16 protein-coding genes are annotated in these 14,367 nt (G+C 69.7%); 3 read left to right on the forward strand and 13 right to left on the reverse strand.

The window, feature by feature from the left end; genetic code table 11:
* Positions 1–2: 2 nt before the first annotated feature.
* Positions 3–1,877 (reverse strand): glutamine--fructose-6-phosphate transaminase (isomerizing), encoded by a 1,875-nt coding sequence (glmS, locus tag ACWGH0_RS15105; RefSeq protein WP_453404600.1) that lies wholly within the window; start codon positions 1,875–1,877, stop codon positions 3–5.
* Between the two features lie 78 nt (positions 1,878–1,955).
* Between glmS and coaA the strand changes: the two genes are divergently transcribed.
* Both coaA and ACWGH0_RS15115 read left to right on the forward strand, forming a co-directional pair.
* Positions 1,956–2,945 carry a type I pantothenate kinase gene (gene coaA, locus ACWGH0_RS15110; RefSeq protein WP_453404601.1) on the forward strand — a complete coding sequence of 330 codons (990 nt, stop codon included), beginning with the start codon at positions 1,956–1,958 and terminating at the stop codon, positions 2,943–2,945.
* 11 nt (positions 2,946–2,956) lie between these two features.
* Positions 2,957–3,901 carry a DUF389 domain-containing protein gene (locus ACWGH0_RS15115; RefSeq protein WP_453404602.1) on the forward strand — a complete coding sequence of 315 codons (945 nt, stop codon included), beginning with the start codon at positions 2,957–2,959 and terminating at the stop codon, positions 3,899–3,901.
* Here the strand turns inward: ACWGH0_RS15115 and glmM are convergent.
* From glmM to ACWGH0_RS15135, 4 genes are all read right to left on the reverse strand, one after another.
* Entirely contained in the window at positions 3,898–5,256 is a 1,359-nt protein-coding gene (gene glmM / locus ACWGH0_RS15120) for a phosphoglucosamine mutase (RefSeq protein ID WP_453404603.1), read from the reverse strand. The two genes, ACWGH0_RS15115 and glmM, sit on opposite strands and share 4 nt — an antisense overlap.
* Before the next feature lie 117 nt (positions 5,257–5,373).
* Positions 5,374–5,901: a 30S ribosomal protein S9 gene (gene rpsI, locus ACWGH0_RS15125; RefSeq protein WP_028812350.1), complete on the reverse strand. Its 528-nt coding sequence runs from the start codon at positions 5,899–5,901 to the stop codon at positions 5,374–5,376.
* A gap of 44 nt (positions 5,902–5,945) precedes the next feature.
* The gene (rplM, locus tag ACWGH0_RS15130) at positions 5,946–6,389 is read right to left on the reverse strand and encodes a 50S ribosomal protein L13 (protein ID WP_138901382.1); all 444 of its coding nucleotides are present in this window, start codon (positions 6,387–6,389) and stop codon (positions 5,946–5,948) included.
* Positions 6,390–6,633: 244 nt separating this feature from the next.
* The gene (locus ACWGH0_RS15135) at positions 6,634–8,262 is read right to left on the reverse strand and encodes an ABC-F family ATP-binding cassette domain-containing protein (protein ID WP_453404604.1); all 1,629 of its coding nucleotides are present in this window, start codon (positions 8,260–8,262) and stop codon (positions 6,634–6,636) included.
* A 47-nt stretch (positions 8,263–8,309) separates the two neighbouring features.
* Between ACWGH0_RS15135 and ACWGH0_RS15140 the strand changes: the two genes are divergently transcribed.
* Entirely contained in the window at positions 8,310–9,200 is an 891-nt protein-coding gene (locus ACWGH0_RS15140) for a hypothetical protein (RefSeq protein ID WP_453404605.1), read from the forward strand.
* Here ACWGH0_RS15140 and truA read toward each other — a convergent pair.
* The 8 genes from truA to map all read right to left on the reverse strand — a co-directional run bounded on the left by truA (position 9,174) and on the right by map (position 14,319).
* Positions 9,174–10,058, reverse strand: a complete 885-nt coding sequence (gene truA / locus ACWGH0_RS15145; protein ID WP_453404606.1) for a tRNA pseudouridine(38-40) synthase TruA — start codon at positions 10,056–10,058, stop codon at positions 9,174–9,176. The two genes, ACWGH0_RS15140 and truA, sit on opposite strands and share 27 nt — an antisense overlap.
* 88 nt (positions 10,059–10,146) lie before the next feature.
* Positions 10,147–10,644, reverse strand: a complete 498-nt coding sequence (rplQ, locus tag ACWGH0_RS15150) for a 50S ribosomal protein L17 (RefSeq protein WP_453404607.1) — start codon at positions 10,642–10,644, stop codon at positions 10,147–10,149.
* A gap of 79 nt (positions 10,645–10,723) precedes the next feature.
* Positions 10,724–11,746 (reverse strand): DNA-directed RNA polymerase subunit alpha, encoded by a 1,023-nt coding sequence (locus ACWGH0_RS15155; protein WP_003956430.1) that lies wholly within the window; start codon positions 11,744–11,746, stop codon positions 10,724–10,726.
* A gap of 148 nt (positions 11,747–11,894) precedes the next feature.
* Positions 11,895–12,299, reverse strand: coding sequence for a 30S ribosomal protein S11 (gene rpsK, locus ACWGH0_RS15160; protein ID WP_003948617.1), 405 nt, complete (start codon positions 12,297–12,299; stop codon positions 11,895–11,897).
* Positions 12,300–12,364: 65 nt separating this feature from the next.
* Positions 12,365–12,745 (reverse strand): 30S ribosomal protein S13, encoded by a 381-nt coding sequence (gene rpsM, locus ACWGH0_RS15165; protein WP_138894206.1) that lies wholly within the window; start codon positions 12,743–12,745, stop codon positions 12,365–12,367.
* Positions 12,746–12,922: 177 nt separating this feature from the next.
* On the reverse strand, positions 12,923–13,036 hold the full coding sequence (gene rpmJ, locus ACWGH0_RS15170; protein WP_009740505.1) for a 50S ribosomal protein L36: 114 nt from the start codon (positions 13,034–13,036) through the stop codon (positions 12,923–12,925).
* 61 nt (positions 13,037–13,097) lie between these two features.
* Complete coding sequence (gene infA, locus ACWGH0_RS15175; RefSeq protein ID WP_003956442.1) at positions 13,098–13,319, reverse strand: translation initiation factor IF-1; 222 nt, start codon at positions 13,317–13,319, stop codon at positions 13,098–13,100.
* A 163-nt stretch (positions 13,320–13,482) separates the two neighbouring features.
* Positions 13,483–14,319 (reverse strand): type I methionyl aminopeptidase, encoded by an 837-nt coding sequence (gene map, locus ACWGH0_RS15180; RefSeq protein WP_453404608.1) that lies wholly within the window; start codon positions 14,317–14,319, stop codon positions 13,483–13,485.
* Positions 14,320–14,367: the final 48 nt, after the last annotated feature.

Here is a 14,367-nt window from a genome sequence, read left to right on the forward strand (position 1 = left end):
GCTCACTCCACCGTCACGGACTTCGCCAGGTTGCGCGGCTGGTCGACCTCGTTGCCCCGGGCCGTGGCCAGCTCGCAGGCGAAGACCTGGAGGGGCACGGTGGACACGAGCGGCTGGAGGAGCGTCGGCGTGGCCGGGATGCGGATCAGGTGATCGGCGTACGGAACCACCGCCTCGTCCCCCTCCTCCGCGATCACGATCGTGCGCGCCCCTCGGGCCCTGATCTCCTGGATGTTCGACACGATCTTGTCGTGCAGCACGGACCTCCCCCGGGGCGAGGGCACCACGACGACCACCGGCAGGTCGTCCTCGATGAGCGCGATGGGTCCGTGCTTCAGCTCGCCCGCTGCGAATCCCTCCGCGTGCATGTACGCGAGCTCCTTCAGCTTGAGCGCCCCTTCCAGAGCGACCGGGTACCCCACATGCCGTCCGAGGAACAGCACCGTGTTCTTGCCGGCCAGGGACCGGGCCAGCTCCCGTACGGGCTCCATGGTCTCCAGGACCCGCTCCACCTCGCCCGAGATCGCGGACAGCTCGCGCACGACGCCCCGGACCTCGTCCCCCCACTTCGACCCGCGCACCTGCGCCAGGTAGAGGGCGACGAGGTAGCAGGCGGTCAGCTGGGTGAGGAACGCCTTGGTGGAGGCGACGGCGACTTCCGGTCCCGCGTGCGTGTAGAGCACCGCGTCGGACTCGCGGGGAATCGTCGACCCGTTCGTGTTGCACACCGCAAGCACCTTCGCGCCCTGCTCCCGCGCGTGCCGCAGCGCCATCAGCGTGTCCATGGTCTCGCCGGACTGCGAGATCGCGATCACCAGCGTCCGCGCGTCGAGGATGGGGTCGCGGTAGCGGAACTCGCTCGCCAGCTCCGTCTCGCACGGGATGCGCGTCCAATGCTCGATGGCCAGCTTCGCGATCATCCCCGCGTGGTAGGCGGTCCCGCACGCCACCACCACGATCTTGTCGACCTCCCGCAGCACGGAGTCGGGGATCCGCACCTCGTCGAGCGTCAGGGACCCCGCGGAGTCGATCCGCCCCAGCAGCGTGTCGGCGACCGCCTTGGGCTGCTCCGCGATCTCCTTCAGCATGAAGTAGTCGTAACCGCCCTTCTCGGCGGCGGAGGAGTCCCAGTCGATGTGGTAGGACCGCGCCTCGCCCGGGGCGCCGTGGAAGTCGGTGACGGTGACCGACACCCCGGCCGAGCCGCCCCCCTCCCCGTCCCGCCGCAACTCGACGACCTGGTCCTGGCCCAGCTCGATCGCGGAGCGCGTGTACGCGATGAACGCCGCCACGTCGGAGGCGAGGAACGCCTCGCCCTCGCCCACGCCCACCACGAGCGGCGAGTTGCGCCGCGCCCCCACGACCACGTCGGGCTCGTCCGCGTGCACGGCGACCAGCGTGAACGCCCCGTCGAGCCGCCGGCACACCTGCCGCATCGACTCCGCGAGGTCGCCGCACGAGGAGAAGGACTCCGCGAGCAGGTGCGCCACGACCTCGGTGTCGGTCTCCGACACCAGCTCGTGCCCGCGCTCGGCCAGCTCCGCCCGCAGTCCGGCGAAGTTCTCGATGATCCCGTTGTGCACCACGGCGACGCGCCCCGCGTTGTCCAGATGCGGGTGCGCGTTGGTGTCGGTGGGCCCGCCGTGCGTGGCCCACCGGGTGTGTCCGATGCCCGTGGCACCGGCCGGCAGCGGCCGTCCCACGAGCTCCTTCTCCAGGTTGACGAGCTTGCCCGCCTTCTTCGCGGCGGCCAGTCCGCCGTCGGAGAGGACGGCCACCCCCGCCGAGTCGTAGCCCCGGTATTCGAGCCGCTTCAGTCCCGCGACGACAACATCAAGCGCCGACTGCCCGCCGACGTACCCCACGATTCCGCACATGTCCGCACCCTACGGCCGACGCCCCCACGTGACCGAGCACACCACCCACGACGCCTCCGCAGACCCGACAATGTTCGTGTGATCACTTCGCCGCCACGAAGCTCCCAGCGCCGGGCCGACGCTTCGCCGTATCTGGACCTCACCCGGGCGGAGTGGAGCGCGCTGCGCGAGAAGACGCCGCTGCCGCTCACCGCCGAGGAACTCGAACGGCTGCGCGGCCTGGGCGACGTCATCGACCTCGACGAGGTGCGGGACGTCTACCTCCCCCTGTCCCGCCTGCTCAACCTGTACGTGCAGGCCACCTCCGGCCTGCGCGGCGCCCTGAACACCTTCCTCGGCGACGGCGGCGACGGCCACGGCTCGCAGCGCGGCACCCCCTTCGTCATAGGGGTCGCCGGCAGCGTCGCCGTGGGCAAGTCCACCGTCGCCCGCCTCCTCCAGGCGCTGCTGGCCCGCTGGCCGGAACACCCGCGCGTGGAGCTGCTGACCACCGACGGCTTCCTCCACCCCATGGCGGAGCTGGAGCGGCGCGGCCTGACGGCCCGCAAGGGCTTCCCCGAGTCGTACGACCGGCGCGCCCTGACCCGCTTCGTCGCCGACATCAAGGCCGGCAAGGACGAGGTCACCGCCCCCGTCTACTCCCACCTGATCTACGACATCGTCCCCGGCGAGCGCCTCACGATCCGGCGCCCGGACATCCTGATCGTCGAGGGCCTGAACGTCCTCCAGCCCGCGCTCCCCGGCAAGGACGGCCGCACCCGGGTCGGTCTCGCCGACTACTTCGACTTCAGCGTGTACGTCGACGCCCGCGCCGAGGACATCGAGAGCTGGTACCTGGGCCGCTTCCGCAAATTGCGCGCCACGGCGTTCCAGGACCCCTCGTCGTACTTCACCAAGTACACCCAGGTCTCCGAGGAGGAGGCCCTGGAGTACGCCCGTACGATGTGGCGGACCGTCAACAAGCCCAATCTGCTGGAGAACGTGGCGCCCACGCGCGGCCGTGCCACGCTGGTGGTGCGCAAAGGCCCCGACCACAAGGTCAAGCGCCTCTCGCTCCGCAAACTCTGAGGGGTACGTCCGTGCTTCACCTTCGTCTGATCGTCCCCGCCGACCGCACCGACGAGGTCGTGAGCACGGTGGAGAAGACGGTCGGCACGACCCACCTCGCCGTGGTCCCCGGCGCGGCCCGCGACCCCCTGGGCGACCTCGTCATGTGCGACGTGGCGCGCGAGGCGGGCGACGACCTCATCAACGCGCTGCGCGGCATGGGCATCGACGAGTGCGGTTCGATCGCCGTCGAGAACATCGACCTTTCGCTCTCCCACCGCGCCGACCGGGCCGAGAAGGCGGCACCGGGCGAGGGCGCGGACGCGGTGCTGTGGGAGCAGTTGTCGGACGCGACCCACGAGGAGTCGACGCTCTCCGTCACCTACATCGCGTTCCTGTCGCTGGCGACCATGATCGCCGCCTGCGGTGTGGTGCTCGACAACGCGATCCTGATCGTCGGCGCCATGGCGGTGGGCCCGGAGTTCGGGCCGCTGGCCGGCTTCTGCACGGCCCTGGTGCAGCGCGCCCCGAAACTGGCGTGGCGCTCGCTCACCGCGCTGGTCGTGGGCTTCGCGGCGGCGATGGCGGTGACGGTCCTGTTCAGCCTCTTCATGGACGCGACGGGCATGTTCACCGAGGCGAGACTGGACGCCGAACGCCCCAACACCGGCTTCATCTACGCGCCCGACCGGTTCTCGTTCGTCGTGGCCGTACTGGCGGGCGCGGCCGGCATGCTGTCGCTCACCTCGGCCAAATCCGGCGCACTGGTGGGCGTGGCCATCTCCGTGACGACGGTCCCGGCGGCGGCCAACGCCGCCGTGGCCCTCATCTACGGAGACGGGGGCCAGACCTGGCGCTCCACCGAGCAGTTGCTGCTGAATCTGCTCGGCATCGTCGTCGCCGGCACGCTCACGCTGCTCACCCAGAAGTTCTTCTGGAGGAGGCAGCGCGAGCGCGAAGCCGCGAGGACCGTCTAACCGAGCGCGGACTTCACCACGTCGGCGAGCCGCCCCGCGACCGCCTTCGCCTGCTCGATGTCGGCCGCCTCGACCATGACCCGCACCAGCGGCTCGGTGCCCGACGAACGCAGCAGAACCCGCCCCGTGGCGCCCAGTTCCCGCTCGGCGTCGGCGACGGCGGCCGCCAGCTCCGCGGAGGTGCTGACGCGCGACTTGTCGACGTCGGGCACGTTGACGAGGATCTGCGGCAGCCGGTCCATGACCCCGGCGAGGTCCGCGAGCGTACGCCCGGTGGCGGCCACCCGCGCCGCCAGCATGAGGCCGGTGAGGGTGCCGTCGCCGGTGGTCGCGTGGTCCAGCACGATCACGTGCCCGGACTGCTCACCGCCCAGGGCGTACCCCTCCGCCTTCATCGACTCCAGTACGTACCGGTCGCCGACGGCGGTCTGCACGAGCTCGATGCCCTCGCGCTCCATGGCCATCTTGAAGCCGAGGTTCGACATGACGGTGCCGACGACGGTGTTCTTGCGCAGCTGACCGGCCTCGCGCATGGCGAGGGCGAGCACGGCGAGGATCTGGTCGCCGTCGACCTCGCGGCCCTCGGCGTCCACGGCCAGGCACCGGTCGGCGTCGCCGTCGTGCGCGATGCCGAGGTCGGCGCCGTGCTCGACGACGGCGGCCCGCAGGAGGTCCAGGTGCGTGGAACCGCACCCGTCGTTGATGTTGAGCCCGTCCGGGTCGGCGCCGATCGTGACGATCTCCGCCCCGGCCCGGGCGAACGCCTCGGGGGAGACGCGCGAGGCCGCTCCGTGCGCCTCGTCCAGTACGACCTTGAGCCCGTCGAGCCGGTTCGGCAGGACGCCGATCAGGTGGGCGATGTACCGGTCGAAGCCCTCGTCGTAGTCGGTGACCCGTCCGACGCCCGCCCCGGTCGGCCGGGCCCAGGGCTCACCGGACCGGTGCTGCTCGTACACGGCCTCGATCCGGTGCTCCAGCTCGTCGGCCAGCTTGTGCCCGCCGCGCGCGAAGAACTTGACACCGTTGTCCGGCATGGCGTTGTGGCTGGCGGAGAGCATGACGCCGAGATCGGCCCCCAGCGCCCCGGTGAGGTATGCCACCGCGGGGGTGGGCAGCACGCCCACGCGCCGCACGTCGACGCCCGCGCTCGCCAGGCCCGCCACTACGGCGGCCTCGAGGAACTCCCCCGACGCACGCGGGTCCCTGCCGACCACGGCGGTCGGCCGATGCCCCTCGAAGGTGCCCGCCTCGGCGAGCACATGCGCCGCCGCGACCGACAGGCCGAGCGCGAGCTCGGCCGTCAGGTCCGCGTTGGCGACACCGCGCACACCGTCAGTGCCGAAGAGTCGTCCCACTGGTGTCCTCCGAAAATGCTCCGAGAATGCAAGCTGGCTACAAAGCGATAAACGAACGCCCCGACAGCACACGAGGTGCCGCCGGGGCGAAACGTCTGATACGGGCAAGCAGGCGGATTAGCGCTTGCTGTACTGCGGCGCCTTACGGGCCTTCTTGAGACCGGCCTTCTTGCGCTCGACCGCACGGTCGTCGCGGGAGAGGAAGCCGGCCTTCTTCAGCGTGGCGCGGTTGTTGTCCACGTCGGCCTCGTTCAGCGCGCGGGCGACACCGAGACGGAGCGCACCGGCCTGACCGGAGACGCCGCCACCCGCGATGCGGGCGATGACGTCGTAGCGGCCGTCGAGCTCGAGCACCTTGAAGGGCTCGTTGACTTCCTGCTGGTGGACCTTGTTCGGGAAGTAGTCCTCGAGCGTACGCCCGTTGATCTTCCACTTGCCGGTGCCCGGAACGATCCGGACGCGGGCGATGGCGTTCTTGCGACGGCCAAGGCCGGCCGCCGGCTGCGGGTCACCGAAACGGCCCGCGAGGGACTCGCTGGTGTACTCGCCCTCGACGGGAACCTCGGACTCGAAGGTGGTCACCTCGGCGAAGGTCTCTTCGGCCTCGGAACCCTCGACGGGCGTCTCAACAGTGGTCTCGGCCACGATTCTCCTCAGATTTCTTTCGTTCTTAGGGGGTGTGGCCGGAACTACTGCGCGACCTGGGTGATCTCGAACGGCACCGGCTGCTGGGCAGCGTGCGGGTGCTCGGGACCTGCGTAGACCTTCAGCTTCGAGAGCATCTGGCGACCCAGGGTGTTCTTGGGGATCATGCCCTTGATGGCCTTCTCGACGGCCTTCTCGGGGTTCTTCGCCAGCAGCTCGTCGTAACGAACGGAGCGCAGACCACCCGGGAAGCCGGAGTGGCGGTACGCCATCTTCTGGGTCTTCTTGTTGCCGGACAGGTGAACCTTGTCGGCGTTGACGATGATGACGAAGTCACCCATGTCCATGTGCGGGGCGTAGATCGCCTTGTGCTTGCCCCGCAGGAGGTTGGCGGCAGTCGTCGCCAGACGGCCCAGGACGATGTCCTGCGCGTCGATGATGTGCCACTGGCGCGTGACATCGCCGGGCTTGGGGCTGTACGTACGCACGGTCGTAGCCTTCGCTTCTTCAGTGAGTGGGTCCTGACAAGGCCACTGGGACGATCACGACAGCCTTGGCGGCATCCGGGGACGCAACCCGTCTGCCTGCCGCTGGTCATCGGCCCGGTGGACCGGCGTAAGGGCCCCTCGCGTGAGAACGACCAAGCCAATACGCATAACGAACTGGAAGCTTACCCGCCTGCCCCCGTACGGGTCAAAACGGCCCGGCGGAGGCCCGCGGCGGGCCCCCCGGCTACCGCGCCCGGTCCACCCGGCGCTCGTCCCACACCGGCTCCGCCGTCTCCCGGACGACGCCGTCCGACCCGAAGACCAGGTACCGGTCGAAGGACTTGGCGAACCACCGGTCGTGCGTGACCGCGAGCACCGTCCCGTCGTACGCCTCCAGTCCCTCCTGGAGCGCCTCGGCGGACTCCAGGTCGAGGTTGTCCGTCGGCTCGTCGAGCAGCAGCGCCGTGGTCCCCTCCAGCTCCATGAGCAGGATCTGGAACCGCGCCTGCTGCCCGCCCGACAGCCGGTCGAACGCCTGGTCGCCCTGGCGCTCCAGCTCGTACCGGCGCAGCGCGCCCATCGCCCCGCCCCGGTCCTTGGAGTGCTCGGACCACAGGATGTCGACGAGCGAGCGCCCGACCAGCTCGGGGTGCGCGTGGGTCTGCGCGAAGTGCCCGGCCACGACCCGCGCACCCAGCTTCCACTCCCCCGTGTGCCGTACGTCCTCCCCGGCGAGCAGCCGCAGGAAGTGCGACTTGCCGGACCCGTTCGAGCCGAGCACGGCGACCCGCTCCCCGTAGTAGACCTCCAGGTCGAACGGCTTCATCAGCCCGGTGAGCTCGAGCCCCTTGCAGACCACCGCCCGCACGCCGGTGCGCCCGCCGCGCAGCCGCATCCGGATGTCCTGCCTGCGCGGCGGCTCCGGCGGCGGACCGGCCTCCTCGAACTTCTCGAAGCGCGTGCGCATCGCCCGGTAGCGCGAGGCCATGTCGGGGCTGCTCGCGGCCTGCCCCCGCAGCCTCAGCACCAGCGCCTTGAGCCGCGCGCGCTCCTCCTCCCACCGGCGCAGGAGCTCCTCGAACCGCGCGAACCGCTCGGCCCGTGCCTCGTGGAAGGTGTCGAACCCGGCGCCGTGCACCCAGGCGTCGGCCCCGGTCGGCCCGGGCTCCAGGCTCACGATCTTGTCGGCGGCGCGCGAGAGCAGCTCGCGGTCGTGGGACACGAAGAAGACCGTCTTGCGGGTCTCCTTCAGCCGCTCCTCCAGCCACCGCTTGCCCGGCACGTCCAGATAGTTGTCCGGCTCGTCCAGCAGCAGCACCTCCTCGGGCCCGCGCAGCAGCGCCTCCAGCACCAGCCGCTTCTGCTCGCCCCCGCTGAGCGTCCGCACCTCGCGGTACTGCGCCTTGTCGTACGGGATGCCCAGCGCCGCCATGGAGCACATGTCCCAGACGGTCTCGGCGTCGTACCCGCCGGCCTCCGCCCAGTCCGACAGCGCCTGCGCGTACCCCATCTGCGCCTTCTCGTCGTCCACGGTCAGGATCCCGTGCTCGGCCCGGTCCACGGCGGCGGCCGCCTCCCGGATCCGCTCCGGGGACACCGAGACCAGCAGGTCCCGTACCGTCCGCTCGTCCCGTACGGAGCCCACGAACTGCCCCATCACCCCGAGCCCGCCGCTGACCGTCACCGACCCGCCGTGCGGCTGGAGCTCCCGGGAGATCAGCCGGAGCAGGGTCGTCTTCCCCGCCCCGTTGGGCCCCACCAGGGCCACCACCGCGCCCTCCCCCACCCGGAAGGAGACGTCGCCGAGCAGCGGCCGTCCGTCCGGCAGGTAGTACTCGACGTGTGCGGCCTCAAGATGTCCCATGCTCCGCATTCTCGCCGCCGTCCGCCGCATCACCCAACCGGATTAGGATGCGCGGCATGAGCTTTGGGCAAGGGGGGCCCTCATGGGGTGGCCCCGAGGGACAGCAGGGCCCTCACGATCCGTACGGAACGCAGCACACCTCCGACACGCCGGACTGGGCGGCGCTCGCCGACGCCTCCGCCGCGCGCGCCCGCCGCAAGCGGTGGATGTACATCGGCGGCGGCGTGCTGGCGACCGCCCTGGTCGGCGCGATCGTCGCCACGGCGGTCGTCACGACGAACGGCGACAACCCGAACGCCAGGAACACCGGCGCGAGCGGGCTGCCGACCCCCGAGACCCTGCCGACCGGCTCCGGGCAGCCCGGCCCCTCCTTCTCCTCCCAGGCGCCGCCGCCCCCGCCCGACCCCAGGGAGTTCATCTCCAGCGCCGAGAAGGACAAGCTGCCGCTGAGCGCCGACACCCTGTTCCCCGGCAAGAAGCTGAAGTTCGGCGACCGCCCGTACGCCAAGGGCGCGACGAACCGCACGACCGCCTGCGCCGCCGGGACCCAGGGCGCGCTGGGCGCCGTACTGACCAAGAACGGCTGCGACCAGCTCATCCGCGCGACGTACTCCACGAACGGCGTCGCCGTCACCGTCGGCGTCGCGGTCTTCGACACCGCCGCGCAGGCCCAGAAGGCCAAGGAGCAGGCGACCGGCGGCCTGGCCTCCCTCTCCGGCGGCGGCGTCCCGACGTTCTGCCGGGCCGGCGCGATCTGCCGCAAGACCACCAACGCCTACGGCCGTTACGCCTACTTCACGGTGGGCGGCTTCACCAGCGGCAGGAACGTCGTCACGACCGACAAGAACGTCTACACCGCCGGTGACGACCTGGCGGAGTTCACGTTCCGCCAGATCCACCAGCGCGGGAAGGTCCAGGCGTCAGCAGCAGCCACCGCCGGCCCCTGAACCGGCCGGTGAGCCCGGCAGGGTCCGCATGTTGCGGGCCTGCCGGGCCCGCTCGGCCAGCAACGCGTCGGCGGGGTAGCCGACTTCCTCCAGGGTGAGGCCGTGCGGGCGTACGACGTGGACGGACGAGTCCCGTACGCCCGCCGCCAGCACCTTCCCCGGCCAGTCCGCGTCCCGGTGGCCGTCGCCGACGAACAGCATCGCGCCGACCAGGGAGCGCACCATGTTGTGGCAGAAGGCGTCGGCGCGCACGGTGGCCGTGATGATCCCGTCCGCCCCGCGCTCCCAGCTCAGCCGCTGGAGCGTGCGGATCGTCGTCGCGCCCTCACGCCTCTTGCAGTAGGCCGCGAAGTCGTGCTCGCCGACCAGGCGCTCGGCCGCCCGGTTCATGGCGTCCACGTCCAGCGGCCGGTCGTGCCACAGGACGTGCCCGCGCAGCAGCGGGTCGACGCCACCCGGGGCGTCCGTCACGCGGTAGGCGTAGCGCCGCCAGACGGCCGCGAACCGGGCGTTGAACCCCGGGGGAGCCTCCGCCGCCTTCCAGACCCGTACGTCGTGCGGCAGCCGCCCCGCCAGCCGCCGCAGCAACTTGTCGTGGTGCTCGGCCCAGACGTCCTCGGGCAGGTCGACGTGCGCGACCTGGCCGCGCGCGTGCACGCCCGAGTCGGTGCGCCCGGCGACCGTCAGCTCGTACGTCCGCGAGGACCGGGTCACGGTCCGCAGCGCGCTCTCCAGTTCCCCCTGGACCGTGCGCCGCTCGGTCTGCTTCGCCCAGCCGGAGAAGTCCCTGCCGTCGTACGAAAGGTCCAGCCGCACCCGTACGAAACCCGGCGCCGCACCCTCAATGTCCTCGCTCACCAGCGCATCCTCTCAAAGCCGCGAAAAACAGAGCGGGCCCGCACCGCCCCGAAGGGTGATGCGGGCCCGCCCGGTGGAGTCAGAACGCTCAGGCGTCCTTGGACTCGCCCTCGGCAGCCTCGGCGGCCGGAGCGTCGTCCTGAGCAGCCTCGTCCTTCTTGGCTGCGTCTTCCTTCACCGCGCGCTTCGTCGCGGCCTCGGCCTCACCGGTGGCCTCCTGGGCCACGGTCAGTCCCTCGACCAGCTCGATGACCGCCATCGGGGCGTTGTCGCCACGACGGTTGCCGATCTTCGTGATGCGGGTGTAACCACCGGGGCGGTTCTCGTACCGCGGGGCGATCTCGGTGAAGAGCGTGTGCACGACGCTCTTGTCCGTGATCGTCTGCAGCACCAGGCGACGGTTGTGGATGTCGCCCTTCTTCGCCTTGGTGACCAGACGCTCGGCGACGGGGCGCAGGCGGCGGGCCTTGGCCTCGGTCGTCGTGATGCGACCGTGCTCGAACAGCGACTTCGCCAGGTTGGCGAGAAGCAGACGCTCGTGCGCGGCGCTGCCGCCCAGACGGGCACCCTTTGCGGGACGCGGCATGGTGTTTCTCCTCGTGTCTGCACCGGCCGTATCAGGTACCGGTGTCAGTTACCGGCGAGCTGCTGCCCGCCGGAAGTTTCTAGTACTGCTCGGTCTCGACGAAACCGGCGTCCGCGTCGTCGTCGGCGCCGAAGGCGTCGGCGGCGGCGGTCGGGTCGAATCCGGGCGGGCTGTCCTTGAGGGCCAGGCCCATGCCGGCCAGCTTCGCCTTGACCTCGTCGATCGACTTCGCACCGAAGTTGCGGATGTCGAGCAGGTCGGCCTCGGAACGCGCCACGAGCTCACCCACGGAGTGGATGCCCTCGCGCTTGAGGCAGTTGTACGAACGAACGGTGAGCTCGAGCTCCTCGATCGGCAGCGCCAGATCGGCGGCCAGGGCGGCGTCCGTGGGGGACGGGCCCATGTCGATGCCCTCGGCGTCGATGTTGAGCTCGCGCGCCAGACCGAACAGCTCGACCAGGGTCTTGCCGGCGGACGCCATGGCGTCGCGCGGGCGCATGGCCTGCTTGGTCTCGACGTCGACGATCAGCTTGTCGAAGTCGGTGCGCTGCTCGACACGGGTCGCCTCGACCTTGTACGTGACCTTGAGCACCGGCGAGTAGATGGAGTCGACCGGGATACGGCCGATCTCCTGGCCCACCTGCTTGTTCTGGACGGCGGAGACGTAGCCGCGACCGCGCTCGACGGTCAGCTCCATCTCCAGCTTGCCCTTGCCGTTGAGCGTGGCGAGGACCAGGTCGGGGTTGTGCACCTCGACGCCGGCCGGCGGGGCGATGTCAGCGGCGGTGACCAGACCCGGGCCCTGCTTGCGCAGGTACATCACGACGGGCTCGTCGTGCTCGCTGGAGACGACCAGCTGCTTGATGTTCAGGATGAGGTCGGTGACGTCCTCCTTGACACCCGGCACGGTGGTGAACTCGTGCAGGACGCCGTCGATCCGGATGCTGGTGACAGCGGCACCGGGGATCGAGGAGAGGAGCGTACGGCGAAGGGAGTTACCGAGGGTGTAACCGAAGCCCGGCTCGAGGGGCTCGATCACGAACCGCGAGCGGTACTCGTCGACGACCTCTTCGGTCAGCGACGGACGCTGAGCGATAAGCATGAGAAATGCCTCCAGTCTTGGCACCCACTATTTGATGCCAACTACTACAAGGGTACGGGCGGCACGGCCCGAAGGACCGTACCGCCCGAGTACAACGCGGTCGGAGTGAAGGTCGGTCTTCACTCGTCACGCACTGCAACAACCTGGATCAGACGCGGCGACGCTTGGGCGGCCGGCATCCGTTGTGCGGGGTGGGGGTGACGTCCTGGATCGAGCCGACCTCGAGGCCGGTGGCCTGGAGGGAGCGGATCGCGGTCTCACGGCCGGAGCCGGGACCCTTGACGAAGACGTCGACCTTGCGCATGCCGTGCTCCTGCGCGCGGCGGGCGGCCGACTCGGCGGCCATCTGCGCGGCGAAGGGGGTGGACTTGCGCGAGCCCTTGAAGCCGACGTGGCCGGCGGAGGCCCAGGAGATCACGTTGCCCGTGGGGTCGGTGATCGAGACGATCGTGTTGTTGAACGTGCTCTTGATGTGGGCGTGCCCGTGAGCGACGTTCTTCTTTTCCTTGCGGCGCACCTTCTTGGCGGCGCCCTGACGACCCTTGGGGGGCATCTATATCTCCTACGGGAGGTGGTCGGTCCTACAGCGAAGACCGCTGATGAGCGTCCGGCTGAGGACTACTTCTTGCCCGGCTTCTTCTTGCCGGCGATGGCGCGACGCGGGCCCTTGCGGGTACGGGCGTTCGTGCTGGTGCGCTGACCGTGGACCGGCAGGCCGCGGCGGTGACGCAGACCCTGGTAGCAGCCGATCTCGACCTTGCGGCGGATGTCGGCCTGCACCTCGCGACGGAGGTCACCCTCGGTCTTGAAGTTCACGTCGACGTACTCGCGGATCTTGACGAGGTCTTCCTCGCCGAGGTCACGAACGCGCGTGTCGGGGTTCACGCCGGTGGCGGCGAGAGTCTCCTTGGCACGGGTGCGACCGATGCCGAAGACGTAGGTGAGGGCGACCTCGATACGCTTTTCGCGCGGGAGGTCAACGCCTTCAAGGCGTGCCATGCATGGCTCCTGTTTGCTCGGAGGTCTTCCGCAGAACCGTTCCGTGGCCGCCGTACGAGGTACGTTCCAGGTCCCCGGCCTCCGCCGGAGGTGTCAGCACCCTCGGGTGCTGGGTTCTGCGTATGTACGTATTTACGTGCGTCGCGCGAAGTTCTGCGAGATGCAGGGGGTCGTGCGTCAGCCCTGGCGCTGCTTGTGGCGCAGGTTTTCGCAGATGACCATGACCCGGCCGTGACGGCGGATCACCTTGCACTTGTCGCAGATCTTCTTGACGCTCGGCTTGACCTTCATGGGATGTGAGGTTCTCCGGGTCAGTGCCACCGCCCCGTGAGACACGGGACGCGGGCAAGATCTACTTGTACCGGTAGACGATCCGGCCACGCGTCAGGTCGTACGGAGAAAGCTCCACCACGACCCGGTCATCCGGGAGGATGCGGATGTAGTGCATACGCATCTTGCCGCTGATGTGCGCTAGGACTTTGTGACCGTTCTGAAGTTCCACCTTGAACATTGCGTTCGGGAGGGACTCGATCACGGTGCCCTCGATTTCGATGGCACCTTGCTTCTTGGCCACGCTTCGCCCTTCGAATCGGCTACCTTGATCGACTCGCACATCCGTATGCAGGCATACGGGTACACGCGAGCCGACGAGTCAGTCTACGTCAGGCACCCGGAAAAGACGAATCCGGCAAGTGTGCCCAACAGTCAAGATCATTACGCCGATCGGACGACCCGTCTCAGGCCAGCGGATCGGGGGCCGCCGTGACGCCGTACTCCGCCAGCTTCGCCCGGCCGCCGTCGACGGCGGTCAGGACGAGGGGACCCTCCTCGGTCAGCGCCACCGAGTGCTCCCAGTGCGAGGACCAGGTGCCGTCGGTGGTGACGACGGTCCAGTTGTCCTCCAGCACGTCCGTCTGCGCCGTGCCGAGGCTCACCATCGGCTCGATCGCCAGGCAGAAGCCGGGAACCAGCTTCGGGCCCTTGCCCCGCTTGCGCGTGACGTAGTTCAGCAGGTGCGGGTCCATGTGCATCTCGGACCCGATGCCGTGGCCGCCGTAGTCCTCGATGATCCCGTACTTGCCGGTCGCCGGACGCGGCTGCCGGCGGATGTACGACTCGATCGCCTTGGAGATGTCGACGAGCCGGTTGCCGGCCTTCATGGCTGCCAGGCCCGCCCACATCGACTCCTCGGTCACCCGCGAGAGCTCGATCAGCTCGGGGGCGTGACCGGTGCCGACGAAGGCGGTGTACGCCGCGTCGCCGTGCCAGCCGTCGACGATCGCGCCGGCGTCGATCGAGATGATGTCGCCGTCCTTGAGGACCGTCTTCTCGTCCGGGATGCCGTGGACGACGACCTCGTTCACCGAGGTGCAGATGGTGGCGGGGAACCCGCCGTACCCGAGGAAGTTCGACTTCGCGCCGTGCTCGGCGAGCACCTTGCGCGACACCTCGTCCAGGTCGCGGGTGGTGGCGCCCGGCACGGCCGCCTCACGCGTCGCCGCGTGGACGGCGGCGACGACCAGCCCCGCCTCGCGCATCTTCGCGATCTGCCCGGGGGTCTTGATCTCCACCATGTCTGTGCCTTCCACCTTCGCTGTCACTGCCTACCACGTACTGCGTAC

Source organism: Streptomyces sp. NPDC054887 (genome assembly GCF_053610585.1).

Coding starts and splice junctions, on each gene's coding strand:
- glmS (WP_453404600.1), bottom strand. CDS start 1,877: ATGTGCGGAATCGTGGGGTACGTCGGCGGGCAGTCGGCGCTTGATGTT.
- ACWGH0_RS15135 (WP_453404604.1), bottom strand. CDS start 8,262: ATGCGGAGCATGGGACATCTTGAGGCCGCACACGTCGAGTACTACCTG.
- ACWGH0_RS15140 (WP_453404605.1), top strand. CDS start 8,310: ATGAGCTTTGGGCAAGGGGGGCCCTCATGGGGTGGCCCCGAGGGACAG.
- rplQ (WP_453404607.1), bottom strand. CDS start 10,644: ATGCCGCGTCCCGCAAAGGGTGCCCGTCTGGGCGGCAGCGCCGCGCAC.
- ACWGH0_RS15155 (WP_003956430.1), bottom strand. CDS start 11,746: ATGCTTATCGCTCAGCGTCCGTCGCTGACCGAAGAGGTCGTCGACGAG.
- rpsK (WP_003948617.1), bottom strand. CDS start 12,299: ATGCCCCCCAAGGGTCGTCAGGGCGCCGCCAAGAAGGTGCGCCGCAAG.
- rpsM (WP_138894206.1), bottom strand. CDS start 12,745: ATGGCACGCCTTGAAGGCGTTGACCTCCCGCGCGAAAAGCGTATCGAG.
- rpmJ (WP_009740505.1), bottom strand. CDS start 13,036: ATGAAGGTCAAGCCGAGCGTCAAGAAGATCTGCGACAAGTGCAAGGTG.
- map (WP_453404608.1), bottom strand. CDS start 14,319: ATGGTGGAGATCAAGACCCCCGGGCAGATCGCGAAGATGCGCGAGGCG.